Origin of the sequence: Halopenitus persicus, from assembly GCF_900107205.1 — an archaeon.
Taxonomy (GTDB): Archaea; Halobacteriota; Halobacteria; order Halobacteriales; family Haloferacaceae; genus Halopenitus; species Halopenitus persicus.
On record NZ_FNPC01000001.1, the window covers coordinates 105654 to 126383 of the forward strand.

General features: G+C 68.9%; 22 protein-coding genes. 9 read left to right on the forward strand and 13 right to left on the reverse strand.

Features of this window, described 5'->3' with window-relative positions:
- The first annotated feature begins 115 nt into the window (after nt 1-115).
- Both BLV25_RS00590 and BLV25_RS00595 read left to right on the forward strand, forming a co-directional pair.
- A complete protein-coding gene (locus BLV25_RS00590) occupies nt 116-379 on the forward strand; it encodes a hypothetical protein (protein ID WP_021074190.1) in 264 nt (87 codons plus the stop codon).
- A 219-nt stretch (nt 380-598) separates the two neighbouring features.
- Nucleotides 599-1609, forward strand: a complete 1011-nt coding sequence (locus BLV25_RS00595) for an ornithine cyclodeaminase family protein (RefSeq protein WP_092730229.1) — start codon at nt 599-601, stop codon at nt 1607-1609.
- 2 nt (nt 1610-1611) lie between these two features.
- Here BLV25_RS00595 and BLV25_RS00600 read toward each other — a convergent pair whose 3' ends face one another.
- Together BLV25_RS00600 and BLV25_RS00605 are read right to left on the reverse strand one after the other, a co-directional pair.
- On the reverse strand, nt 1612-2679 hold the full coding sequence (locus BLV25_RS00600; protein ID WP_092730231.1) for an mRNA surveillance protein pelota: 1068 nt from the start codon (nt 2677-2679) through the stop codon (nt 1612-1614).
- A gap of 91 nt (nt 2680-2770) precedes the next feature.
- The gene (locus tag BLV25_RS00605; RefSeq protein ID WP_176819406.1) at nt 2771-3976 is read right to left on the reverse strand and encodes a DUF4013 domain-containing protein; all 1206 of its coding nucleotides are present in this window, start codon (nt 3974-3976) and stop codon (nt 2771-2773) included.
- Nucleotides 3977-4055: 79 nt separating this feature from the next.
- Here BLV25_RS00605 and BLV25_RS00610 point away from each other — a divergent pair, with 79 nt between their 5' ends.
- The 3 genes from BLV25_RS00610 (at nt 4056) to BLV25_RS00620 (ending at nt 6081) form a co-directional block, all read left to right on the forward strand.
- Nucleotides 4056-5105: an AIR synthase family protein gene (locus tag BLV25_RS00610; RefSeq protein ID WP_092730235.1), complete on the forward strand. Its 1050-nt coding sequence runs from the start codon at nt 4056-4058 to the stop codon at nt 5103-5105.
- 119 nt (nt 5106-5224) lie between these two features.
- On the forward strand, nt 5225-5602 hold the full coding sequence (locus tag BLV25_RS00615) for a winged helix-turn-helix domain-containing protein (protein ID WP_021074185.1): 378 nt from the start codon (nt 5225-5227) through the stop codon (nt 5600-5602).
- A gap of 197 nt (nt 5603-5799) precedes the next feature.
- On the forward strand, nt 5800-6081 hold the full coding sequence (locus tag BLV25_RS00620) for a DUF7521 family protein (RefSeq protein ID WP_021074184.1): 282 nt from the start codon (nt 5800-5802) through the stop codon (nt 6079-6081).
- A gap of 73 nt (nt 6082-6154) precedes the next feature.
- Here the strand turns inward: BLV25_RS00620 and BLV25_RS00625 are convergent, their stop codons facing one another.
- The gene (locus BLV25_RS00625; RefSeq protein ID WP_021074183.1) at nt 6155-6856 is read right to left on the reverse strand and encodes a TetR/AcrR family transcriptional regulator; all 702 of its coding nucleotides are present in this window, start codon (nt 6854-6856) and stop codon (nt 6155-6157) included.
- A gap of 186 nt (nt 6857-7042) precedes the next feature.
- Between BLV25_RS00625 and BLV25_RS00630 the strand changes: the two genes are divergently transcribed.
- Nucleotides 7043-8500, forward strand: coding sequence for an amidase (locus BLV25_RS00630; RefSeq protein WP_092730722.1), 1458 nt, complete (start codon nt 7043-7045; stop codon nt 8498-8500).
- 144 nt (nt 8501-8644) lie between these two features.
- Here BLV25_RS00630 and BLV25_RS00635 read toward each other — a convergent pair whose 3' ends face one another.
- From BLV25_RS00635 to BLV25_RS00645, 3 genes are all read right to left on the reverse strand, one after another.
- The gene (locus BLV25_RS00635) at nt 8645-8896 is read right to left on the reverse strand and encodes a DUF7123 family protein (RefSeq protein ID WP_021074181.1); all 252 of its coding nucleotides are present in this window, start codon (nt 8894-8896) and stop codon (nt 8645-8647) included.
- Complete coding sequence (locus tag BLV25_RS00640) at nt 8893-9213, reverse strand: hypothetical protein (RefSeq protein ID WP_021074180.1); 321 nt, start codon at nt 9211-9213, stop codon at nt 8893-8895. Before BLV25_RS00640 ends, BLV25_RS00635 begins: the two co-directional genes overlap by 4 nt.
- Nucleotides 9214-9730: 517 nt before the next feature.
- Nucleotides 9731-9934, reverse strand: a complete 204-nt coding sequence (locus BLV25_RS00645) for a hypothetical protein (protein WP_021073999.1) — start codon at nt 9932-9934, stop codon at nt 9731-9733.
- Between the two features lie 109 nt (nt 9935-10043).
- Here BLV25_RS00645 and BLV25_RS00650 point away from each other — a divergent pair, with 109 nt between their 5' ends.
- Nucleotides 10044-10667, forward strand: coding sequence for a hypothetical protein (locus BLV25_RS00650; RefSeq protein ID WP_092730237.1), 624 nt, complete (start codon nt 10044-10046; stop codon nt 10665-10667).
- 51 nt (nt 10668-10718) lie between these two features.
- On the opposite strand, the gene BLV25_RS00655 is transcribed toward BLV25_RS00650, so the two are convergent.
- From BLV25_RS00655 to BLV25_RS00665, 3 genes are all read right to left on the reverse strand, one after another.
- Complete coding sequence (locus BLV25_RS00655) at nt 10719-12575, reverse strand: carbon starvation CstA family protein (RefSeq protein ID WP_092730239.1); 1857 nt, start codon at nt 12573-12575, stop codon at nt 10719-10721.
- A gap of 151 nt (nt 12576-12726) precedes the next feature.
- Nucleotides 12727-13704, reverse strand: a complete 978-nt coding sequence (locus BLV25_RS00660; protein ID WP_092730241.1) for an ArsA family ATPase — start codon at nt 13702-13704, stop codon at nt 12727-12729.
- Entirely contained in the window at nt 13704-14000 is a 297-nt protein-coding gene (locus BLV25_RS00665; protein ID WP_092730243.1) for a hypothetical protein, read from the reverse strand. The genes BLV25_RS00660 and BLV25_RS00665 overlap by 1 nt, the downstream gene beginning before the upstream one ends.
- Before the next feature lie 268 nt (nt 14001-14268).
- On the opposite strand from BLV25_RS00665, the gene BLV25_RS00670 reads away from it, so the two are divergent.
- Nucleotides 14269-15774, forward strand: a complete 1506-nt coding sequence (locus BLV25_RS00670) for a cobyrinate a,c-diamide synthase (RefSeq protein ID WP_092730245.1) — start codon at nt 14269-14271, stop codon at nt 15772-15774.
- An 87-nt stretch (nt 15775-15861) separates the two neighbouring features.
- Entirely contained in the window at nt 15862-17565 is a 1704-nt protein-coding gene (locus BLV25_RS00675; RefSeq protein WP_092730247.1) for an aldehyde ferredoxin oxidoreductase family protein, read from the forward strand.
- Between the two features lie 149 nt (nt 17566-17714).
- On the opposite strand, the gene BLV25_RS00680 is transcribed toward BLV25_RS00675, so the two are convergent.
- The 4 genes from BLV25_RS00680 to BLV25_RS00695 all read right to left on the reverse strand — a co-directional run bounded on the left by BLV25_RS00680 (nt 17715) and on the right by BLV25_RS00695 (nt 20667).
- Nucleotides 17715-18221 carry a twitching motility protein PilT gene (locus BLV25_RS00680; RefSeq protein ID WP_092730249.1) on the reverse strand — a complete coding sequence of 169 codons (507 nt, stop codon included), beginning with the start codon at nt 18219-18221 and terminating at the stop codon, nt 17715-17717.
- Nucleotides 18218-18586 (reverse strand): UPF0175 family protein, encoded by a 369-nt coding sequence (locus BLV25_RS00685; RefSeq protein WP_092730251.1) that lies wholly within the window; start codon nt 18584-18586, stop codon nt 18218-18220. Before BLV25_RS00685 ends, BLV25_RS00680 begins: the two co-directional genes overlap by 4 nt.
- A gap of 115 nt (nt 18587-18701) precedes the next feature.
- Nucleotides 18702-19568 (reverse strand): DNA methyltransferase, encoded by an 867-nt coding sequence (locus BLV25_RS17185; protein ID WP_092730253.1) that lies wholly within the window; start codon nt 19566-19568, stop codon nt 18702-18704.
- 127 nt (nt 19569-19695) lie between these two features.
- Complete coding sequence (locus BLV25_RS00695; RefSeq protein ID WP_092730255.1) at nt 19696-20667, reverse strand: NAD(P)-dependent oxidoreductase; 972 nt, start codon at nt 20665-20667, stop codon at nt 19696-19698.
- Between the last annotated feature and the right edge of the window lie 63 nt (nt 20668-20730).

Here is a 20730-nt window from a genome sequence, read left to right on the forward strand (position 1 = left end):
TCCGCGTCTCGAACGCCTCATAAGTTATGAGGCGGTTTTCAGTGTCCAATCCGATCGTAACCTGGTGGGCACGGGAAACAATTATATACCCTCCAATCATACTATCGGTCGTATTATGACTGGATATTACGACTACATCCTCGGCCTCATCCCCGCGGCGCTCATCGGGATCACCTTCGCGTTGACGCTCGTCGGGCTGCCCGTGGTGTCGGCCGTGCCCGTCGGCGCGACCGTCGCGATCGGGCTGATGGGCCACGCGATGTTCCGTAAGGGTCCAGTCCCCGAGACGCCGGCCATCGATCCGGACGGGCACGGCGCCGGATCCGGCGTCGACCGATCGACGCAATCCCCCGGACTGTCCGCACGGAACGCGGACTGAGCCGTTCTGGTTCTCGTCCCGTTCTGACTCTCGTCCCGTCCTGACTCTCGTCCCGTCCTGACTCTCGTCCCGTCCTGACTCTCGTCCCGTCCTGACTCTCGTCCCGTCCTGACTCTCGTCCCGGCTCCGTCACCGCCCCGCTCCACGTCGTGATTCCGATCGGCGATCGGACGTGTATCCCTCCTCAACCGTTTTATCGTTGCCCGCCGAACCGCGAGTGTGACCGAGACACTGTTCCTCACCAGCGACGAGGTCGCCGGACTCGCGGCGCCGGCCGAGTACGTCGACGTCGTCCGTGACGGCTACCGGCAGGTCGGCGAGGGGGCGCCCGCCGAGCCGCGGACGAAGCTCGTGAACCGGGATCCGGCGGGGATGTTGACCACCTACGCCGCGATCCTTCCGGAGACGGGCGCGATGGGCGGCTACACCTACGCGGCCGGGTTCGGCGCGAAGGACGTCTGGTTCATGACGCCGCTGTTCGACGCCGACTCCGGGGAGCCGCTCGCGCTCATCGACGGCGCGTCGATGAACCCCTTTAAAACCGGGGCGGCCGGGGCGGTCGGGGTCGACGCGCTCGCGCGCGAGGACGCCGCCGAGGTCGCCGTCATCGGCGCCGGCGCGCAGGCCCGCGGCCAGCTCCGGGCGGCGGCGACGGTCCGTGAGTTCGATGCCGGTCGAGTGTACTCACCGACCCCGGAGAGCCGGGAGACGTTTGCGGCGGAGCTGACCGAGACGCTGTCGTTCCCCGTCGAGGCGGTCGACTCCAGCGCCGCGGCGCTCGCGGACGCCGACGTCGTGATCACCGCGACGAACGCCGGCGATCCGGTGATCGACGACGCCGACGTCGAGCCCGGCACCCACATCACGGCGATGGGCCAATACACGCCCGGCAAGAACGAGCTGCCGCCGGAGACGGTCGCCCGGGCCACCTACGTTCCCGACCTCCGGGATCGCGTGCTGCAGGACGCCGGGTCCTTCCTCGCGGCGATCGACGCGGGCCTGATCGACGAGGCGGACGCGGAGGCGCATATCCACGCCGAACTCGGCGAGGTCGTCGCCGGAAGCGCGCCCGGCCGAACGGACGCTGCCGAGGTGACGATCTTCGACTCCGGCGGCACCGGGATCGAAACGGTCGCGGCGGCGCATCTCCTGTACGAACGCGCGGTCGAGCAGGGGTTGGGGAAGCCGATCTCGATCTCGCCCGGCAGCGAGGCACTGACGGGGCGGTAGAATCACGTAAGCCGGTAGCGAAGGATCGCGGCGATCCCGCCGAGGTTACGGAGCTGCTCGCCGGGCGCGAACTCGCCGGAGAAAACGACGACGTCGCCGCCCTGCTGTTCGACCGATTCGATCACGTCGTTGACGTCGATCTCCCAGTCGCCCTCGCCCTGTCGCTCGGTCCGGAGCCGGTCGTCGACGACCAACAGCGTCTCCACCGCGCCGAACTCGGCGGCCTCGGCCACGTCCGCCGGCCCGTAGGTGGCCTTCGCGCCCTCGGCGATCCGTTCGGTCAGTTCGTCGATGAGCGCCGCCTCCTTCGCGATCCGGGTTTCGTCCTGCACCTCCTCGACGGCGCCCCGCTTGAGGACCTCGTGGACGCCGCGGTCGCCCACGCTCGCGGTATCGACGACGCGGATCGAGGCGTCGAGCTCGGGAAACTCCTCGGCGATGTACTCGCGTGCGTCCCGCTTGGTGAACCCCGGGCCCGCGAGGATGACCGCGTCGGCGTCGAGGTGGACGAGCGCGGACCCGAGCTCCTCGAAGAGCTCGGTCCGGGGCCGGGCGTACTCGCCCTTCCCGGTCGGCCGCGTGAACGAGGCGTACTCCTCGGTGCCGTACTGTTCGACCGTGTGGATGAACGCCGCCCCCTCCTCGACGGTCGCGATCGCGACGTCGGGATTCTCGGCGGCCTCCGTGGCCTCCTCCAGCCGGTCGAGCTGGTCGGGCTTGAACCGCTTCTCGACGGTGATCTCGTCGTGCTCCTCGACGTTGATCGTGTGGTGTTGTCCGAGCTGGTCCTCCCGGGAACAGCCGACGATCTCCCCGCCCACCCGCAGCCGGTTGGCGAACCGGGCGAACTCGACGGTCTCGACCGCGAGCGTGACGAACAGGTGCTCCCGCTGGCCGCCGGTGTCCCGCATTTGGTCGTCGTTCCGCTGGATCCGGCGCGTCGTGTCGCCCTCGACGCGGTCGCCCGGCTCGAGGACGTGCGAGAGGTGCCAGAGGTCGTCGACGGTCTCCGGGACGAGGGAGATCCGCTCGCGTCCCTCCTCCCCGTGGCCGCGCTCCGTGATTCGCATACCGGCGGTTCGCCCGCCGAGGTATCAACGCTTGGCTTCTCGGCTCGCGCCTTCGCCTCTCGACCCGCGCGGCGGACCTGCTCGACGAACGTCACCGCTCCCGGTCAGCGACGTCGCTGCCCCTATCAGCGACGTCGCTGCCCCTATCAGCGACGTCACCGCCCCCATCAGCGACGTCACCCGAGTCCGCGGGATCGGCCGTCTCGCTTTCCCCCCAGACGAATTCGTCGGTCGCCTCACGCTCATCCTCGTCGGCCACCTCGACCTCATTCCCGTCGGCGTCGGCCGCACGTAAGCGCTCGTTCGTCACGGGGGTCTCGACGTGGCGACCGACCTGGATCGCCGGCGGAACGTCGTGACCGACCGGCGGATCCGTTTCGGTTCCGGAGTCGATCGCCACGGGGCCGCTGTCTGCAGGCTCCTCGACCGCACCGCTCCGTTCGGACCGAAGCGCCGGCGCGGCGCCGCGGCCGTACAAGGACCGGGTCACGATCCGGACCACGAACAGGCCGGCGATCCCGACGAGGAACGGCGACAGCGCGAGCGCCAGCGCGGTTCCGACGATTCCCACCGCCGCCTCGAGGAGCCAGCCGACGGCGTACTCGCCGGTGCCGGCGACCCGGAGGACGCGGCGGGGACGGAGCCCGTCGCGCAGTCGCCCGGTCGCGGCGAAGCAGGCGAGCCCCGCCGGTCGGACGTAGATGGCGCCCGCGACGGCGCTGCAGGTCGTCGCGACCGTCACGACGCCGATCGCGACCGTGACGAGCGAGACGCCGGCGGGATCGAGGAGGAGGTCGCCGATCTCGACGACGACGGACTGGAGGACCTCGATCACGGCCGATCCGACGCCGACCGGGCCGGAGCCGACGGTCGGATCGAGACCGGCGGGAAACGGTCGCATCACCGCCTCGTCGAGCGGGACGCCGGACTCCCGTGCGGACTGGACGGCGATGGCCGCGAGTCCGAGGACGGGAACGAGCGCCGCCGGGAGCGCGTAGCCGATCGACAGGAGGACGGACTTGACGCCGTCGACGTACAGCGACGGGAACTCCCGGAACGCCGGGGCGCCGGGGTCGCCCTCGATCCCCGCGTGAACGACGGCAACGTCGTAGCCACGCAGGAGGAACAGCGGCGCGCCCAGAACCGGCAGGAGGACGACGACTCGCGGATCGACGATGACGCCGACGAGCCAGGCCAGCGCCGCGATCCGAGCGAGGACGAGGAGGGCGGTGCCGACGAGGACCGTCGCCACGACGTCGGGGCCGCGGCCGGGGGTCGCGATCGCCTCGCGGAGCATATCGACACGTCTCGCCGTGTTTATAAATAGTTCCTGGCAAGGGACCGTATGCAACGCGTCGGCACGCGAGGTGGACGACATGCCGGCTGACGGGAAGGTCTCCGAGGAATTCTTCCGGACCCGGATCGCGACCCGGCTCGGGGCCGACCGCGAGGACGTCCGGCTCGGGCCGAAACACGGCTGCGATTTCGGAGTGATTCGAGGTTCGGGGGAGGAGACCGCCACGGTGCTCGCGACGGACCCGATCTCGATCCTGCCGGACCTCGGGTTCGAGCGCGCGGGCCGGTTCGCGCTGCACATCGTTCTCTCCGACGTCGCCGTCTCGGGGATCGCGCCGAGCCACCTCTCGATCGCCTTCTCGCTGCCGTCGGATATGACGGACGAGGCGTTCGACCGGGTGTGGACGGCGATCCACGAGGAATGCGTCGACCTCGGGATCGCCGTGACGACCGGCCACACAGCGAGATACCCGGGAAGCACGTTTCCCTGGGTCGGGGCCGCGACGGCGATCGGCCGCGGCGACCCCGACCGGATCGTTCGCCCCGACGGCGCGCGCCCGGGCGACCGGATCGTCGTGACAAAGGGGCCGGCCGTCGAGGCGACCGGCCTGTTCGCCTCGTTGTTTCCCGAGGCGCTCGACGGGCTCCCGCCCGAGGTCGTCGCGACCGCCCAGCGCCGCCTCGACGACGTCCGGCTCGTCGGGGACGCGCTCGCGCTCGCCGACCACGACGGCGTTCACGCGATGCACGACGCGACCGAGGGCGGCCTGCTGGGGGCGTTCCACGAGCTGGCGAGCGCCGGCGAGGTTCGTCTCCGCGTCGAGACGGAACGGGTCCCGAGGCAGCCGGGCGTCGAGGAAGTCTGTGACGCGCTCGGGATGGATCCCTGGCGGGCCACGACCGCCGGCACCCTCCTCGCGGCCGTCGATCCGGCGGTCGCCGACGACGTCGTCACGGCGCTTCGGGATCGGGGCACCCCCGCCGCGGTCGTTGGCGAGGTTCTGGAGGTGGAGGACCCCGGCGACGCCGGGAACGCGCCAGTCCGCGTCGTGGTCGACGGCGAGGAAACGGAACCGCCGGCCGGGGACTCCTCCTGGCCGGTGTACGCACGCCTCTCGGGGACCCGGTAGCTCTCGTTCGCGGGGACCCGATGGACCCGGTAGCTCGCGTTCGCGGGGACCCGATCCGGAGCGCCGTCCGTCGACCGCGGATCGGGTGCCTTTATCCGATCCGAGCGGTAGACCCGGGTATGGTGCGGGACCCGTCACGGCGCGAGGAACCGCCCGACCCGCAGGCGGTGCTGTCGGCGTTGAGCGACGACGACGCCGTCGACATCATCGCCGCGCTCGACGCGCCGAAGACCGCGAGCGAACTCTCCGAGGAGTGTGACATCCCGCTGTCGACGACCTATCGGAAGCTGGAACTGTTGACCGACGCCGACCTGCTGCAGGAGTCGACCGAGATCCGACGCGACGGCCAGCACACGACGCGGTACGACGTGGCCTTCGATTCGGTCACCGTCGAGCTGGACGAGGACAACGCGCTGTCGATCGAGTTCTCGCGACCGGATCGGGCGACGGACGAGCGGCTCGCGGCCCTCTGGTCGCAGGTCCGGGAGGAAACGTGACCCGACCCGTCGGCGGTCGGCGATCGCCCGTGATCGGACCCGGCCGTCGTGGTCGGGCTCGGCCGATCGGAGCGGATCCGCGTTCGACGGACCGGACCTGCGCCCGACGGACCGGACCTGCACCCGACGGACCGGACCCGCGCTCGAGGATCGCTCGCGATCCGCCAACCACAGACCGAACACGGAGGGACTAACCCATGGCTGACGTGTACATCAACCTGCTCATCATCGCCGCGAAGACCGCCATCCTACTGCTCGGTGGCAGCATCACGTATTACGCGGGACGCGCGTACCGCCGCACCGGGGACCCCTCGTTACGCGCCCTGTCGATCGGCTTCGGGGTCGTGACGGTCGGGGCGCTGCTCGGCGGCCTCTCCCACCAAGTGCTCAATATGGAGCTCGCGATCGGGATCGCGATAAACAGCGTCCTGACCGCGTTCGGCTTCGGCGTGATCGTCTACTCGTTATACATCGAGTGACCGGCCGACTGCGTCGACGTTCGCGTCGGATCGCGGGGTCAGCCGGTGGGTTCGCGGCGTTCGTTCTCGGCGGTCACGCCTCCCGGCCGTCCATCCGGTCGGCCGGGGCGATCGAGACCGGCTCGTCGCGGGGGAGCAACACCTCGACCGTCTCGACGTCCGGAAGCTCGACCCCCGCCGCGAGCATCGGATCGATGACGCGATCGATGACGGTCCGCGCGACCGTTCGGGTGTAGGTGTCGCCGTCGACGTCCATCTCGTCGAGGGTGATCTGTCTCGTCCGCGCGCCGTCGAGCGTCGCCACGAGCAGGGCGGCCGTCTCCTGGACGTCGACGGGCTCGAAGGTTCCCTCCTCGATCCCCTGTTCGAGGATCTCCGCGACCGTTCCGCGGAAGACCCGGTCGCTGCGTTGGAGCCGCGACCGGATCCGGTCGTTGAACGGGCCCTGGGACCGAAGCTCCAATAACGCGATGTGGAAGTGCTCCCGGTCGGTCTCGTCGGGATCGAACCCGAACCACGCGATGAACGCGGCGAGCCGTTCGGTCGCCGGGCGGTCCGCCCCGGCCGCGGCGCGGCGCTCGAACGTCGTGATGAGATGGTCGAGGAACGCGACGAGCAGGTCCTCCTTCGTGTCGTAGTGGTAGTGTAACAGCGACTTGCTCTTCGAGCACGCGTCGGCGATGTCCTGCATCGTCAGGTCCGCATACCCGTGTTCGCGCAGGGCGCGATAGACGCCGGCCATGATCTCCTCGGCCGTGCTCGCGTCGTCGCTCATTCACCGATCGGTGGTTGAGCACGCCTATATGTGCGTTGATAGCGGCGATTCGAGGCTCGAACCGCCGTGGGACTGCCCGCGTGACCGTCGCGTTCCGTGGCCGGTTTCGTCATCGAGACGCCATCCGTCGTCCCGGACCGGATCGCGACGGGGTACGCTTACAAGGACGTGCGACGACCCCGACGTATGACCGACCTCACGGCGGAAGCGCCGCTCGCGCCGCTCGTCCGATCGTTTCGCGAGGGCGACGATCGGGTCGGGGATGCGCGGACTGGTGATGTGCGGATCGAAACGCACTACGCCGACCTGCGCGAGCGGTTCGCCGCCGTGGAACCCACGATCCGCGCGTTCGTCGGCGAACGACCCGGCGAGGACGAACCGGGTGACCACGATGACGCCGCCGGTCACGATGACGCCGCCCCCGACCGCGGGAACGGCTGCCGAGGCCGAAACGGGGGCCGTTTCGAGCGGATCGAACAGGAGCTTGCCGACTGCCGCGAGACCGCCCGGAACGCTCCGGTTGTCCCGCCGCTGTATGGGATCCCCGTCGGCGTCAAGGACGTCATTCACGTCGACGGGCTGCCGACGCGAGCCGGATCCGCGGTCCTGCCCGCGGCGCTTTCGGGTCCCCAAGGATCCGTTCTGGAAGCCCTGCGCGAGGCCGGCGCGGTGGTGCTCGGAAAGACGGTGACGGCGGAGTTCGCGCACTTCGCGCCGGGACCGACGCGAAACCCCCACGATCCGGACCACACGCCCGGGGGCTCGAGCAGCGGATCCGCCGCGGCGGTCGCCGCCGGGCTGTGCCCGCTCGCGCTGGGGACGCAGACGATCGGGTCGGTGAACCGCCCGGCGTCCTTCTGCGGAATCGTCGGCGTGACGCCGAGCGCCGGCCGGGTTCCGACCGACGGGATCGTTTCGGCCGCGCCGTCGGTCGACGTCGTCGGGTACTTCACCCAGGACGTCGCCGGCGCGCGGATCGCGGCCGGCGTCGTGTATCCCGACTGGCGAGCCGAATCCTCCCCGCCGCCGCTCGAGCGGATCGGCGTGATGGACGGGCCGTATCTCGACCGGGCCGGCGAGGTCGCGCGCCGACACCTCCGAACCCACGTCGACCGGCTCGAGGCCGCCGGGTACGAGGTCGTTCGGCTCCCGGTCGTCGCGGACACGGAGCCGGAGGCGGCGTCGGTGATCGAGCGTCACGAGACCCTCGTGGCGGCCGAGTTCGCGCTCTCACACGCCGAGCTGTTCCCGGAGTACGGCGACCGCTACGCTCCCGCGACCGCCGAGCTGATCCGCGAGGGGCGGTCGGTCTCCGCGGGCGCTCTCGCGGACGCCCGTGCGGGCCGAGCGGCGCTTCGCGATCGCGTCCACGCCGCGATGGACGCCCACGACCTCGACGTCGTCGTCAGTCCGTCCGCGAGGGGCCCGGCTCCCGAGGGGATCGACTCGACCGGCGATCCGGTCCTGAACCTGCCGTGGACCCACGCGGGACTTCCGACCGTCACTGTTCCGGCGACCGAGACGACCGCCGGGCTCCCGGTCGGGATCCAGTGTACCGCCCGTCACGGTGCGGACGAACGGCTGCTCGCCTGGTGTTCGGCGATCGAAACGGCGGTGGCTAACGGCGTGAATAACGAGGCGTGACTGGAGCGCGAAATCGGTTCGCGGATCCATCGCGGGCGGCCGAGCCGCCATCGCGGGGCGGGGAGGCCTATTCCGGGCGGCGAGCACGGGAGGCTGACTCGGTCGGACGGCGTGGTCGGACGGCGCCCGGTCCCGGCGGATCGCCTACTGCGCCTGGACGCGCCAGGTGGTCGCGCCGGTGTAGGACCACTTCTCGATCTCCAGGTCGGGGAGCGAGCCCTGGAGCTGGACCATCAGGGCGCCGATCTCCTTCGGGGAGAGGTCGACGTCGTCGGCGATGAACTTCCCCTTGATGTAGATCTCGCCGTTCTTCGCCTCCTCGCGGAGGAACTCGGCGAGTCGGCGCGCTTTCGGGGACCCGTACGACCCGTCCGTGCTGCTGGTGTTGGTGCTCATAGGTTGTGTGCGTTCGCGGCGGTCGATTCGTGGCCGTCGTGGGCGGCCGAACTGTGCTCGGAGTCGCTGCGGGGACTGTGGTCGTGTCCGACGATCGCGCACACGACGTTCAGCGCGAGCAGGAGCAGGAACAGCTCCGCGCTCGCGTCGATGACGACCCCGTGCAGGACCGGGAGGTACGTCAGCGGAAGCAACACCGCCGCCCAGAACGCCCCCGCGCGGAGACGTCGCTCGGTGCTCCGGCGGAGCCGCGTGGGCAGGGCAGCGTTGGATCGGAGGGAGTGGTTCGACATCTGTGTCACCTGCTTCGTTTCCATCACCGACCCCCAGGAGTATATAATAGGACGAGCGTTGGCGCTGATTCACGTCGATTAACGCGGACCCGCGACGTTTCACGACCTTTCAGAATCGCCTCTCGACGTTTTATAATCGCTTCAGAAGAGCCCAGATATTTTATAACTAGTTTTGAGCGGGTTTCGTGGATCCGGATTCAGCCGTCGAAACTGCTGACCGTTCCCGGCGGGTCGGGACGGATCGGGCGCGATCGACCCTCCCTCGCGGCTCGCTCGCGGCTCGCTCGCGGCTCGCTCGCGGCGATGCGCGCGGCGATGCGCGCGGTTATGGCCGACGGGCGGGAACGCGCCCATTTAAAAAGGAACGTGACGAGGGAGGGAGCGATCCCGAGTCGGGAGCGGGGGAGAACGCAGTGGGGTGGGGAACGTGGTGGTGGGATGGGGAACGCGGGGGTGAGGAACGGGGGCGGCGGAAGAACGTGAACGACGGAGACGGCCGTGGCTCGCGGTCAGCGAGAAACGGGCGGTTCACGCGTTGCCGTCACCGGCGGCCGTAGGTCAGCCGCATCGCGACGTCGTCGAGCCGGTCCGTGAGGCGGCCGAGCCAGGCGCCCGGCGAGACGGCCCGAGCCGACCCGTCGTCGACCTCGATGTGCTCCTCGTCGACGGATCCGGGACCGTCCTCGGACATCTCGACGACTGCGGTCATTCCGCACCGGCCGCAGGCCTCCCTCGGTTCGTCCATACGTGCGTGTTATTGGCACGCGTGTCTTATAAACCTTGGTCGTAGCGCGTCGGCCTCGGGCGGATCCGGCCGAAGGAGGTTTACGGCGGCCACGCGAGGGGTCGACACGATGAGCGATCCCGAGACGGCTCCGGACGCGCCGGCGGCGGTCGACGACGATCCGGATCGCCCGCAGGTGGCCGACGAGTATCTCCGGCGCGTCGCGGACCGGTTGCGACACAGCTACGACCTCGAGACCGACCGAGCGGTCCGCGGCGAACGCTTCGATCTGTACGGCCACCTGGCGATGGAGAGCCAGAAGCAGTTTCTCCACCGGTCGATCAACTGGGCCAACCACGAGACCGAGGAGCACGTCTTCGCGCGCCGGCAGGACCGGCTCACTCCCTCGACGCTCGACCGGTTCGTCGACCTCGGCCACGAGCTGGCGGCCGACTGGATCGACCCCGACGAGACCCACCAGGCCACCGAGTTCACCTTCGTCGTCGTCGTTCCCGAGATCACCGACGACGTTCGCTCGTTCGTCGGGGGGTTCCGGGACCGGACGCTGTTGGCGTTCGGCTACTACGGCCATTACGAGGTGAACCTCGCGGTGGTCGCGCCCGACCGGGAGGCGGCCGTCGCGAGCGAGCTCGCCGACGTCGTCGAGGCGTTCGCCTTCTGGGACCGCGAGCCGCGGACGGCGCCGGAGTCCGACGGCCTCCGCTCCCGGATCACGTCGTGGTTGAAAAGATAGCGGGCGTCGTCGGCCCGTGATCGAACGGTTGCGGGGTAACCGAGTGGTGGGCTAGTCGTCGCCCGGCTGGACGTCCGGCCCGCCCCCGCTTCGCGCGTCGCTGATGTTCCCGTAGCCGATCCGAACCAGCGACAGGGCGAGGAAGATCAACACGAGTCCGAGGACGATCTGGACCCCGGCGGAGAGCATCGACCCGATCCCCTCGGCGCCGCCCTGCACGAGATTCACGAGGAGGTTCTCGTAGACGGTGATCCAGACCAGCCCGAGAACGGTGATCGTCACCATGATCGCCATCGGCACGCCGGTGCTGATCAGCTGCTTGGAGCGGTCCCAGTTGGCGATCCAGACGGTCGCGGTCAACAGCGCGAGCGCGGCCAGCAGCTGGTTCGCGCCGCCGAACAGCGCCCACAGGGTCGCCCACTCGCCGGAGATGACGAGCACGTACGCGATCCCACACTGGAGCACCGGGTTGGTGTACCGTCCGCGCGCGAACGACCCGATGCCGCCCGAGAGGCCCGTCTCGGTGCCGCTGCCCTGCGTACCGACGATCTCCTCCATCATATACCGACCGAGCCGGGCGGCCGTGTCGGTGGAGGTGAGCAGGAAGCTCACGAGCACGAGGGCCATAAACGGTCCGCCGTAAGCCGTCGGAATGCCGAAGCTCGTCAGGATCGCGCCGCCGCCGGCCGCGAAGTTCGGGAGCGCGCCGCCGATGCCGCCGCCGGCGGCCGCGCTCGCGCCGCCCGCGATGGCGAGGGTCGCCATCGCCGTCGTCGCGAGCAGTCCCTCCGCGAGCATCCCGCCGTAGCCGATGAGCCGCGCGTCGCTCTCCTTGTTCAGCTGCTTGGCCGTCGTGCCCGAGGAGACCAGCGAGTGGAACCCGCTGATCGTCCCGCAGGCGATCGTGACGAACAACAGGGGGAACAGCGGATACGGCGCCACCGAGTCGACGCCGAAGAAGCCCTCGAAGGCGTTGATGCTGTCGGCGACCACCAGGGGCTCCGCCGACGTGCCGAGCAGGGTCCCGACGATGATCGCGAGAAGCGCCCCGCCGACGCCCGCGTACAGCAGGAACGACGAGAGGTAATCACGGGGCTGCAATAGCACCCACACCGGGAGCGCGCTCGCGATCGCGGCGTACAGCAGTATCACGGGGACCCACGCGGCGGCGTTCCCGTTGAGCGCCGCGGTTCCGGCGCCGGGGATCCACGATCCGGTGCCGCCGAGCAGGACGATCGTGCCGGCCGGATGGGACCCCTCGGCCAGCTCGAAGAGCGCGATCGGGTACTGGATCCCGACCCAGACGCCCGCGAACACGCCGGCGACGAAGACGACCGTCCCCGGAATGAGCGGACCGTCCATCTGGTACAGGTAGATTCCGAAGACGATCGCCAGCGCGATGTAGATGACGCTGGCGGTCGCCGCCTGCGGGTACGCGTTCAGGACGATCCCGACCACGAGCGCGAACACGCCCACGACGAGGATGATCGTCAGGAAGGCGAACCACAGGAGCATGTTTTTGCCCTGCTCGCCGACGTACTCGCCCATGATGTAGCCGATCGACTTCCCCTCGTGCCGGACCGAACTCGACAGCGAGACGAAGTCGTGGACGGCGCCCATCAGGGGATTCCCGATCGCCACCCACGCCAGCGCCGGAAGCCACCCCCAGATGGCCCCGGCGGTGATCGGGCCGACGATCGGCGCCCCGCCGGCGATGCTCGAGAAGTGATGCCCGAGCAGAACCGGCTTCTTCGACGGGACGTATTCCTGTCCGTCGTCGTATTTATGTGCCGGCGTCTCACGGTCGTCGTCCAGCTCCACGAACCGCGCCAGATACCTCGAATACGCGAGGTAGCCGACGGTGAACGTTACGATCGACGCCAGAATGAGCCACAGTACTTGGACCATTGTATCCTCCTTCAAGGATTATGAGAAAAATTACTTAATGATTATGGTATCTGTGAACTACTTACACGTGTGAAGGGTGGACAGTGACCGAACATCGACGACCACAGATGACCGAAGCACTCCGACACGATCGAACGATCCCAGGGCGAGGTCAGTCTCCCGCGGCCGAGGAGTCGGGCGCCGTCTCGATCCCGATCTCGTCGGCGATCTCGGCGAGGAGATCGCCCTTGATCTCGGAGACGCGCTGTTGGAGGACCGCGACGACCGGCTCGTCGAACTCCTCGCGGATCCGTTCGAGTCGCCGTCGATCGGTTTGGTGACGTTCTCGAAGGTACGTCGCCCCGATCCCCGTCTCGTCCGGGTCGGGTTCCGGCGCCACCTTGTTGACGATCAGCCCGCCGACGCCGAGCCCGGCCTCCGAGAGGTCCGCGATCGCGCGGCGGGACTCCTCGATCGAGAGGTCGTCGGGGTTCAACACGAGGTAGAAGGCGGCCTCCTCGCGGAGGACGCGTCCCGCGAACTCGAAGGTCTCCTTGCGGTCGGTCAGCCGCTCGATGATCGGGTCGTTCGCGAGCTTCTCGCGGGCCTCCGCGTCGCCGATCGCGGCCTTCTCGAAGAGGTCGACGCTCTCGCGCCGCTTGGCCATCAGCCGGTCGATCCACGACTCGAGGAACTCCGGCAGCGCCAGCAGCCGGAGGGTTCCGCCCGTCGGCGAGGTGTCGAAGATCACCCGGTCGTACGCCTCGCTGTTTCGCATCACGTCGATGAACCGGTCGAACAGCGCCGCCTCGTAAGCGCCCGGCGTCCGGTGGGCGAGCTCGATCTGGCGGTCGATCTCGTTGACGATCGCCGGGCTCACCTGGTCGCTCATTGCCGACCGGATCTCCGCCATATGGCGCTCGATCTCGGCGTCGGGGTCGATCTCCATCGCGTGCAGGTTCTCGTGGCCAGCGACCGACTCCGGCTCGTCGCCGAACCGCTGGTCGAAGACGTCGGAGGTGCTGTGTGCCGGATCGGTGGACACGAGGAGGGTGTCGAGCCCGTCACGCGCACATCGCAGTCCGTAGGCGCTCGAGACGGTCGTCTTGCCGACGCCGCCCTTGCCGCCGAAGAAGACGAACTTGCGCATTAGAAGTGGTACTGTTGGCCCTTGCGCTCGATCAGCGACTGGCGGTCCCACATCCGCCGCTCCCAGGCGACGAACTCGTCGGTGAGGTACGGCAGCAGCTCCGCCGTGTAGTAGGAGACGGGGCTGGGGATGCCGAAGGCGTCGGCGAAACAGGCGAACATGAACACGTCCGCCGCGTCCTCGGCCTCCTTCTCGATCTTCTCGAAGGACGGATGCTCGATCATTCCGTGGTAGAGCCCGTGTAGCCACTTCTCGAGGAGTTCGCGGAACGCCTCGATGCGCTCGTGAAGGGTCATTTCCCGGCCACACCTCCGGTTTCGTTCGGAATCACACCGGAGCTATCACGCTGAGTTCAATAAACGTTCGTGTCGGATTCACACACCAAGGCGGTGGGGATCTCGATCCGTCCCGTTCGACCCGACCGTTCCAGCTCCCCTGTTCCGCCGACCGCAACCCAGCCCGGCCGACCGCAACCCAGCTCAGCCGACCGCAACCCAGCTCAGCCGACCGCAACCCGGCCCGGCCGACCGCAACCGTCAACCCAGCTCGGCCGAACTCACCCATATGAACGATCGCGTCACCACGGCCGCCGACGGTCCCGATCGAGGGATCGTCCTCGCCGGGACCGCCTCGGGGGTCGGCAAGACGGTCGCGACCCTCGCGGTCCTGCGCGCTCTCGACGACGCCGGCCACGAGCCGGTCGCTGCGAAGGCTGGACCGGACTTCATCGACCCGAGCCACCACGCCGCAGTGACGGGGACTCCGTCGCGGACCCTCGACACCTGGATGCAGGGGATCGACGGGGTTCGCCGGTCGCTCGCCCGGTCCGCGGGCGATTTCGCCGTGATAGAGGGGATGATGGGGCTGTACGACGGCAGCGTGACCTCGACCGCCGCGACCGCGGCTGCGCTTTCCCTCCCGGTCGTCCTGGTCGTCGACGCGAGCGCGGGGATGCAAAGCGTCGGCGCGACCGCCCTCGGGTTCCGCGAGTACGCGGCGCACACGCCCCTTCCCGAGGACGTTCGAACGTCCTTCGATGGCGATCCGCCGTCGCTCGACGTCGTCGGGGTCATCGCCCAACGCGCTCACGGCGGACGACACGCCGAGGGGATTCGGGAGTCGCTCCCCGACGGGATCGCCTTCCTTGGCCGGATCCCGCCGACCGAGGGGCTCGAGATCCCGGACCGCCACCTGGGGCTCCGGATGGGGGACGAGGCGCCGATCGATCCGGAGACGCTCACGGACGCCGCCGAGGCGATCGACGTCGCGGCGCTTCGAGACGTCGCCAGACCGCCGGCACGACCCGCCGCGTCGAGTTCGGACCGGGTCACGGAACTACCTCACGACGCTCAGCCCACGGTCGCGGTCGCCGAGGACGCCGCGTTCCGGTTCGTTTACCCGGCGGTTCGCGAGCGGCTCGCGGCCCTGGCGACCGTCGAGCTCTTCGCGCCGGTCGCGGGCGATGACCTCCCCGACTGCGACGCGGTCTACCTTCCCGGCGGGTACCCGGAGCTGCACGCCGAGGCGCTCGCGGACTCGCCCGCCCTGTCGACGATCGCCGATCGGGCGGCGGAGGGCCTCCCGATCCTCGGCGAGTGCGGCGGCCTGATGGCGCTCTCGGGGTCGCTCACCACGACGGCGGGCGACACCCACGAGATGGCCGGCGTGCTGCCGGGCGCGGTCCGAATGCGCGACCGCTACCAGGCGCTCGACCACGTCGAGCTCCGGGCACGACGCGACACGCCGGCGGCGACCGCGGGGGAGACGCATCGCGGCCACGAGTTCCACTACTCCTCGCACGCGCTCGGGAGTGCGGGTGCGGATGACGGGGGCACGGGTGCCGGGGACGGCGGGCAGTCGACTCTCGACGGGGCGGAAAGCGCCGGCGTCGACGCCGCCGTCGATCCCGACACGGACGCCCGGTTCGCCTTCGACGTCCGGCGCGGCGAGGGGATCGACGGCGACCACGACGGGCTGACCGTCCACCGAACGGTCGGGACCTACGCCCACCGCCACGCCGACTCGGGGATGATCGACCGCCTCGTGGCGGCGGCTCGCGGCGAGGACTGAGCCTCGGCCGGGGGCGACGGCTCGCGCGCTGGGAGTTCCACCGCGGGAGGGGAAGGCTATTTGGGCGTCTCCACCGAGGGTACACCCATGCTTCACGCGGAGGGCCCCCTGCTCACGATCGACCTGACCGAGCGGTCGGCGACTCGAACGCCGATCGACGACGTCCTCGAGGCGTTCATCGGCGGCCGCGGCGTCGCGACCGCGCTCGCGCACGACCGCATCCCGTTCGACGCCGACCCGTTCGGGCCGGAGAACCGCGCGTACCTGGCGACCGGCCCGCTCCAGCTGTCGACCACCTCCTTCACCGGGCGGCTCTCGATGACCGGCCTGTCGCCGCTGACCGACGGGCTGGTCTCGACGAACGCCGGCGGCTACCTCTCCCGGGAGTTCGCCGGCACGGGGATCTCGGCGCTCGAGGTGACCGGAGCGAGCGACGAGCTCCTGATCGCCCACGTCACCGACGAGGGTGTCGAGTTCGAGCCGGTGCCGGAACTCGCCGGCGCCACGGTGCCCGAGGTCTCCGACCACGTCGCCGAGACGCGGGACCTGGGCCCGGAGAACTGCATCGCCATCGGCCCGGCCGGCGAGAACCTGGTCCGGTTCGCATCAGTGATGACCTTCGACTCCCGGGCGTTCGGGCGCGGCGGGCTCGGTGCCGTCCTCGGTGCGAAGAACCTCAAGGCGGTCACCTTCGAGGGCGACTCGGCGCCCGAGATCGAGATCCCCGACCCTCCCGAGATGGAGATCCACCGGGAGGCCGCCACCTCCGACGACCTGATGCGGCGGCAGGGGACCACCGGCAACACGGAGTTCATCAACGAGAACTTCTCGCTGCCGACGCGCTACTTCTCGGAGTACGAGTTCGAGTCCGCGGCCGGCATCGGCGGGGACGCCGTCGAGGAGAAGAAGTACAAGAAGGGCGCCTGCTCGCAGTGCGCGTACGCCTGCAAGCTCCCGACCCGCGACGAGGAGACGGGGGTCGAGACGGAGGGACCGGAGTTCGAGACGGTCTACGCGTTCGGATCGAGCCAGGGCGTCGGCGACATCGTCGACGTGATGCGGGCCAACGAGCTCTGTGACCGGCTCGGGCTGGACACCATCTCCGCGGGCGTCACGGTCGCGGCCTACCTCGCCAGCGAGGACGAGTTCGGGAACGCCGAGCTCGCCCGCGAGCTGACCGAGCAGATCGCCCACCGCGAGGGGATCGGCGACGACCTCGCCGAGGGCGTCCACCGCGTCCACGAGCAGCTCGGCGTCGACGACTACACGGTCAAGGGGATGGAGTTCGCCGCCCACGACGGCCGCGTGCTCCACGGGCAGGGCCTCTCGTACGCGGTCGCGAACCGCGGCGCCGACCACATGTACGGCGGGCTGCTCTCCCCCGAGTACGCCGGCGAGATCGACCCCGAGGGGACGCTCGGCAAGGCCGAGCTCCTCGTCGAACACGAGAACCGCAACGCGATACGGGACTCGGCGATCGTCTGCGCCTTCGCGAGCGGCCACATCACCGACGAGCGCCTCGCCGCGCTGCTGGAGACCGACTACGAGGAGCTGCTCGCGGTCGGCGCGCGGACGATCGAGCGCGAGCGCCACTTCAACAACCGCCGCGGGATGGCCGCCGACGCCGACGACCTCCCCTACGAGATCCCGGATCTGGAGGACGCGATCCAGGAGTACTACGAGGCGCGCGGGCTCCGCGAGGACGGAACGCTCCCCGACGACCGGATCGAGCCGATCGCGGCCGACCTCGGAACCGACGACGGCGCCGCGGCCTCGCCGGCCGACGACTGAGGGATCGCTGGCGGCGACCGATCGATCTCGCCGGACGGTGATCGATGGCCCCCCGACGGTCGTCGCTTATAAATCGTGGATGTGGAGACGACAGCGGTCTTAACGATTCATAGGCGCTAATCAGGCGTTTCGAACCCCGAGCAAGCCCGTCATCGATACTCCGAAATCGTTCGATACGGGACGTAGTAGCTAACCTCATCGATCCACGTCGATAGCCACTCATCAGCAGTCGCTTCATCGATTTTCCCAGCATCGATTGCAGCCAACAAAACCCCAACCGACCCGACAACGGTCACGCCTTGGTCTTTCGCAAACGATCGGGCATCTCCGTCGTCAGTTAGCAGTCGACCGTCGTGTGCGTCGGCGAGGGCGAACGCCTGTGCTTCCCCGGGATCGAGATGCCCACCAACAACGGCTTCTCTGTTTGCGACAGTATCCGAAATCGTCGCGACTGGGATTTCGCCATCAAGCGTATCGAGTGCTTCCTGGAGATATGGGTGGTTATCAACGCCGTGTTCGAGCTCCTCACGAACGACTGGTACCGTACAGATTCCGGAGAGGTCAGCAACTACCCACAGCTGATCGATGTACGCAAAATTCGAGAGGACAGTCGTGTTCAAGACGCTCGGGTTCGCTGGGAGATCGTTACCTGTCATTTAGCACGTGACTCCCCATCAGACGAGTCTTCATCATCGAATTCGAGCTCGCGTGCTGCCTCTACCTCGTAGGCTGCGTCATCCTCGTCAACGAGCCCGAGGCGAAGTTCAACACCGTGCTCACGGAGGATGTCACGCATCGTCCAGCGGTCGACGGCAGCGAGTCTCGCAGCATCACCGAGCGTGATCCGCTCGCGTTCGTAGAGGGCGACCGCAGCTGCAATACGTTCGTTCTCGTGGTCCTCGAAGTATTCACGCACGAACTCGCGCAACGCATCGCTCTTGCCCCCGAACACACCAGCCTCGACAGCACCCTCAATGAGGAGGTCGAGGTCATCCGGGTAGGAGCCGGTAATTCGTGCCATTGTTCCATCCGAGACTACATCATCATACTATTTATGAACTACGCCAGGCTGCCGTATGAATTGAGAAGGCCGATCTCAACTACTATTTAAACCGACGCGGCCCCTCAGCACTCGGTCACGACACGTGGTCGAAGACGAGACAGTAGCAGTGGTCGTAGCCGTAGCCGTAGCGTCCGGTCTCGGGACCCCACGTCCGGTCGTCGCCGGCCGCGTCGACCATCCGGTCTCCATCGTCACCGCTGGCGTCGTCCTCGAACCCGATGTCGCCGTCCTCGAACCCGAGGACGATCTCGGTCCGAAACCGGAGCCCGGCCGCGTCGTCGATCGCGTCCGCGAGGTCCCACGCGAGGGTGCTCACGCCCGGTCCGAACCGGACGTTCGAGACCTCGACGACCGCGATACCCTCGGGCGCAAGCAGGTCCGCGACCGCCTCGAAGGCCGCGGTCGCGTCGGCCAGATAGGCGCCGTAGGAGCCGGCGGACTCGTAGCCTTCGAAGGGGTCGGTGTCCATCCAGTCGAGCATGAACGGCGGCGCGGTACAACAGAGGTCGAACGCCGGCGGATCGACGTCGCCGCCCTCGTGATCCTCCTCATCGTCGTCAGCATTTATATGCGGTTTCCGCTCGCTTCCGTCGCTGCTTATAAACTCTTCCTGATCCCCCGTCGCATCACTTATAAATGCCGACCGGCCCTCGCGGGCGTCTCCGACCACGACGCGACGGGGATGGTCGACGCGCTCGCGGACGTACGCGACGCGGCGCGGGTCGCGCTCGATGCCGTAGCCGGCCCTGCCGAGTCGGTCGGCGGCGGCGATCGTGGTGCCGAAGCCCGCAAACGGGTCGATCACGGCGTCCCCGGGATCGGTGAAGGTCTCGATGCACCACTCCGGAACCGCCGGGATCGACCGGACGTCGACGTCGCACCAGTCGGGCAGGGTGTCCGGATCCGGCCGGTCGGCGGGAAGCGTTCTGAAGGTCCGCACGCTCGTCGATCGGAGCGGGCCAAATAAAAACCCCGCAGCGGTCGCGGCGGTCGCGGCCCGCGCCCACCGCAGTCCACATCGGAGCGGGTGAGCGAGCGCGTCGGCGTTCTATTCCGGGTCCGACGTCCTATTCCGGATCCGGCGTTCGCACGCGGTTCTCGAGGTCGTCGCCGGTCTCGAGGGCCGCGACGTTGCGGGCCAGGATGTCCGCGAGCCGGTCCCAGTGTTTCGGCGTGTGGCCGCCGGTGTGGGGCGTGATGAGGCAGTTCTCCAGGTCCCAGAGGACGTGCTCGGGCGGCAGCGGCTCCGGCTCGGTGACGTCGAGGGCGGCCCCGCGGATCCCGCTCGACTGCAGCGCCGAGACGAGCGCGTCGGTGTCGACGATGCCGCCGCGGGCGGCGTTGACGACGACCGCGTTCGGCGGCAGCGTGGCGAGTTCCTCGGCGCCGACCAGCCCGCGCGTGAGGTCGTTGAGCGGGCAGGCGATCACGACGTAGTCGCTCCGGGAGAACGCGTCGTGGATCGCCTCGTTTTCGAAGCCGACGACCTCGTCGGTCGGGCCGCCCTTCGAGGGCGTGTAGCGGACGCCGATCGTCTCGACCTCGAAGCCCTGCAGGCGCTGGACGACCGCCTGTCCGATCGAGCCCAGTCCGACGATCGTCACCGTGCTGTCGGTGAACTCGTGGGACTGGAAGTGGCGCCACTCGCCGTTCGACTTCCGGCGCCATCCCTCGTGGAGGCGGCGGGCGAACACGAGCATGTTGGCGATCGCCTGCTCGGCGATGCCGGGCGCGTGGATCCCGCCGGCGTTCGTCACGGCCACGCCGTGCTCGCCGAGCGCGGCCATCGGGACGTGGTCCGTCCCGGCGAAGGTGCACGCGAACAGCTCCAGCCGGTCCGCCCGGTCGAGCAGATCCTCGTCGATCGAGATCCCCGTCACGACGCGGGCGTCGGTGATCAGGTCCCGCTCCTCGGCCGGGGTCCGCGCGAGCGCGACCGTGCGGTCGGGCAGGCGCTCGCGGATCGCCTCGGCGTACGATTCCATCGACAGTCCCTCGGTCCCCTCGCGGAGCACGACGACGTCCGGTTGTTCGGTCATGGTGTTGGGTCGGGTACGGATCGATCCCGCGGGAGGCGACTTATCCTTTTATGTATCCTTCGT

What these genes read in the sequence shown, in the direction of transcription:
- BLV25_RS00630 (WP_092730722.1), top strand. Translation starts at nt 7,043, where the DNA reads ATGACCGACCTCACGGCGGAAGCGCCGCTCGCGCCGCTCGTCCGATCG.
- BLV25_RS00685 (WP_092730251.1), bottom strand. Translation starts at nt 18,586, where the DNA reads ATGGCACGAATTACCGGCTCCTACCCGGATGACCTCGACCTCCTCATT.
- BLV25_RS00655 (WP_092730239.1), bottom strand. Translation starts at nt 12,575, where the DNA reads ATGGTCCAAGTACTGTGGCTCATTCTGGCGTCGATCGTAACGTTCACC.
- BLV25_RS00670 (WP_092730245.1), top strand. Translation starts at nt 14,269, where the DNA reads ATGAACGATCGCGTCACCACGGCCGCCGACGGTCCCGATCGAGGGATC.
- BLV25_RS00680 (WP_092730249.1), bottom strand. Translation starts at nt 18,221, where the DNA reads ATGACAGGTAACGATCTCCCAGCGAACCCGAGCGTCTTGAACACGACT.
- BLV25_RS00635 (WP_021074181.1), bottom strand. Translation starts at nt 8,896, where the DNA reads ATGAGCACCAACACCAGCAGCACGGACGGGTCGTACGGGTCCCCGAAA.
- BLV25_RS00640 (WP_021074180.1), bottom strand. Translation starts at nt 9,213, where the DNA reads ATGGAAACGAAGCAGGTGACACAGATGTCGAACCACTCCCTCCGATCC.
- BLV25_RS00645 (WP_021073999.1), bottom strand. Translation starts at nt 9,934, where the DNA reads ATGGACGAACCGAGGGAGGCCTGCGGCCGGTGCGGAATGACCGCAGTC.
- BLV25_RS00590 (WP_021074190.1), top strand. Translation starts at nt 116, where the DNA reads ATGACTGGATATTACGACTACATCCTCGGCCTCATCCCCGCGGCGCTC.
- BLV25_RS00610 (WP_092730235.1), top strand. Translation starts at nt 4,056, where the DNA reads ATGCCGGCTGACGGGAAGGTCTCCGAGGAATTCTTCCGGACCCGGATC.
- BLV25_RS00665 (WP_092730243.1), bottom strand. Translation starts at nt 14,000, where the DNA reads ATGACCCTTCACGAGCGCATCGAGGCGTTCCGCGAACTCCTCGAGAAG.
- BLV25_RS00660 (WP_092730241.1), bottom strand. Translation starts at nt 13,704, where the DNA reads ATGCGCAAGTTCGTCTTCTTCGGCGGCAAGGGCGGCGTCGGCAAGACG.
- BLV25_RS00625 (WP_021074183.1), bottom strand. Translation starts at nt 6,856, where the DNA reads ATGAGCGACGACGCGAGCACGGCCGAGGAGATCATGGCCGGCGTCTAT.
- BLV25_RS00675 (WP_092730247.1), top strand. Translation starts at nt 15,862, where the DNA reads ATGCTTCACGCGGAGGGCCCCCTGCTCACGATCGACCTGACCGAGCGG.
- BLV25_RS00600 (WP_092730231.1), bottom strand. Translation starts at nt 2,679, where the DNA reads ATGCGAATCACGGAGCGCGGCCACGGGGAGGAGGGACGCGAGCGGATC.
- BLV25_RS00615 (WP_021074185.1), top strand. Translation starts at nt 5,225, where the DNA reads ATGGTGCGGGACCCGTCACGGCGCGAGGAACCGCCCGACCCGCAGGCG.
- BLV25_RS00605 (WP_176819406.1), bottom strand. Translation starts at nt 3,976, where the DNA reads ATGCTCCGCGAGGCGATCGCGACCCCCGGCCGCGGCCCCGACGTCGTG.
- BLV25_RS00650 (WP_092730237.1), top strand. Translation starts at nt 10,044, where the DNA reads ATGAGCGATCCCGAGACGGCTCCGGACGCGCCGGCGGCGGTCGACGAC.
- BLV25_RS00620 (WP_021074184.1), top strand. Translation starts at nt 5,800, where the DNA reads ATGGCTGACGTGTACATCAACCTGCTCATCATCGCCGCGAAGACCGCC.
- BLV25_RS00695 (WP_092730255.1), bottom strand. Translation starts at nt 20,667, where the DNA reads ATGACCGAACAACCGGACGTCGTCGTGCTCCGCGAGGGGACCGAGGGA.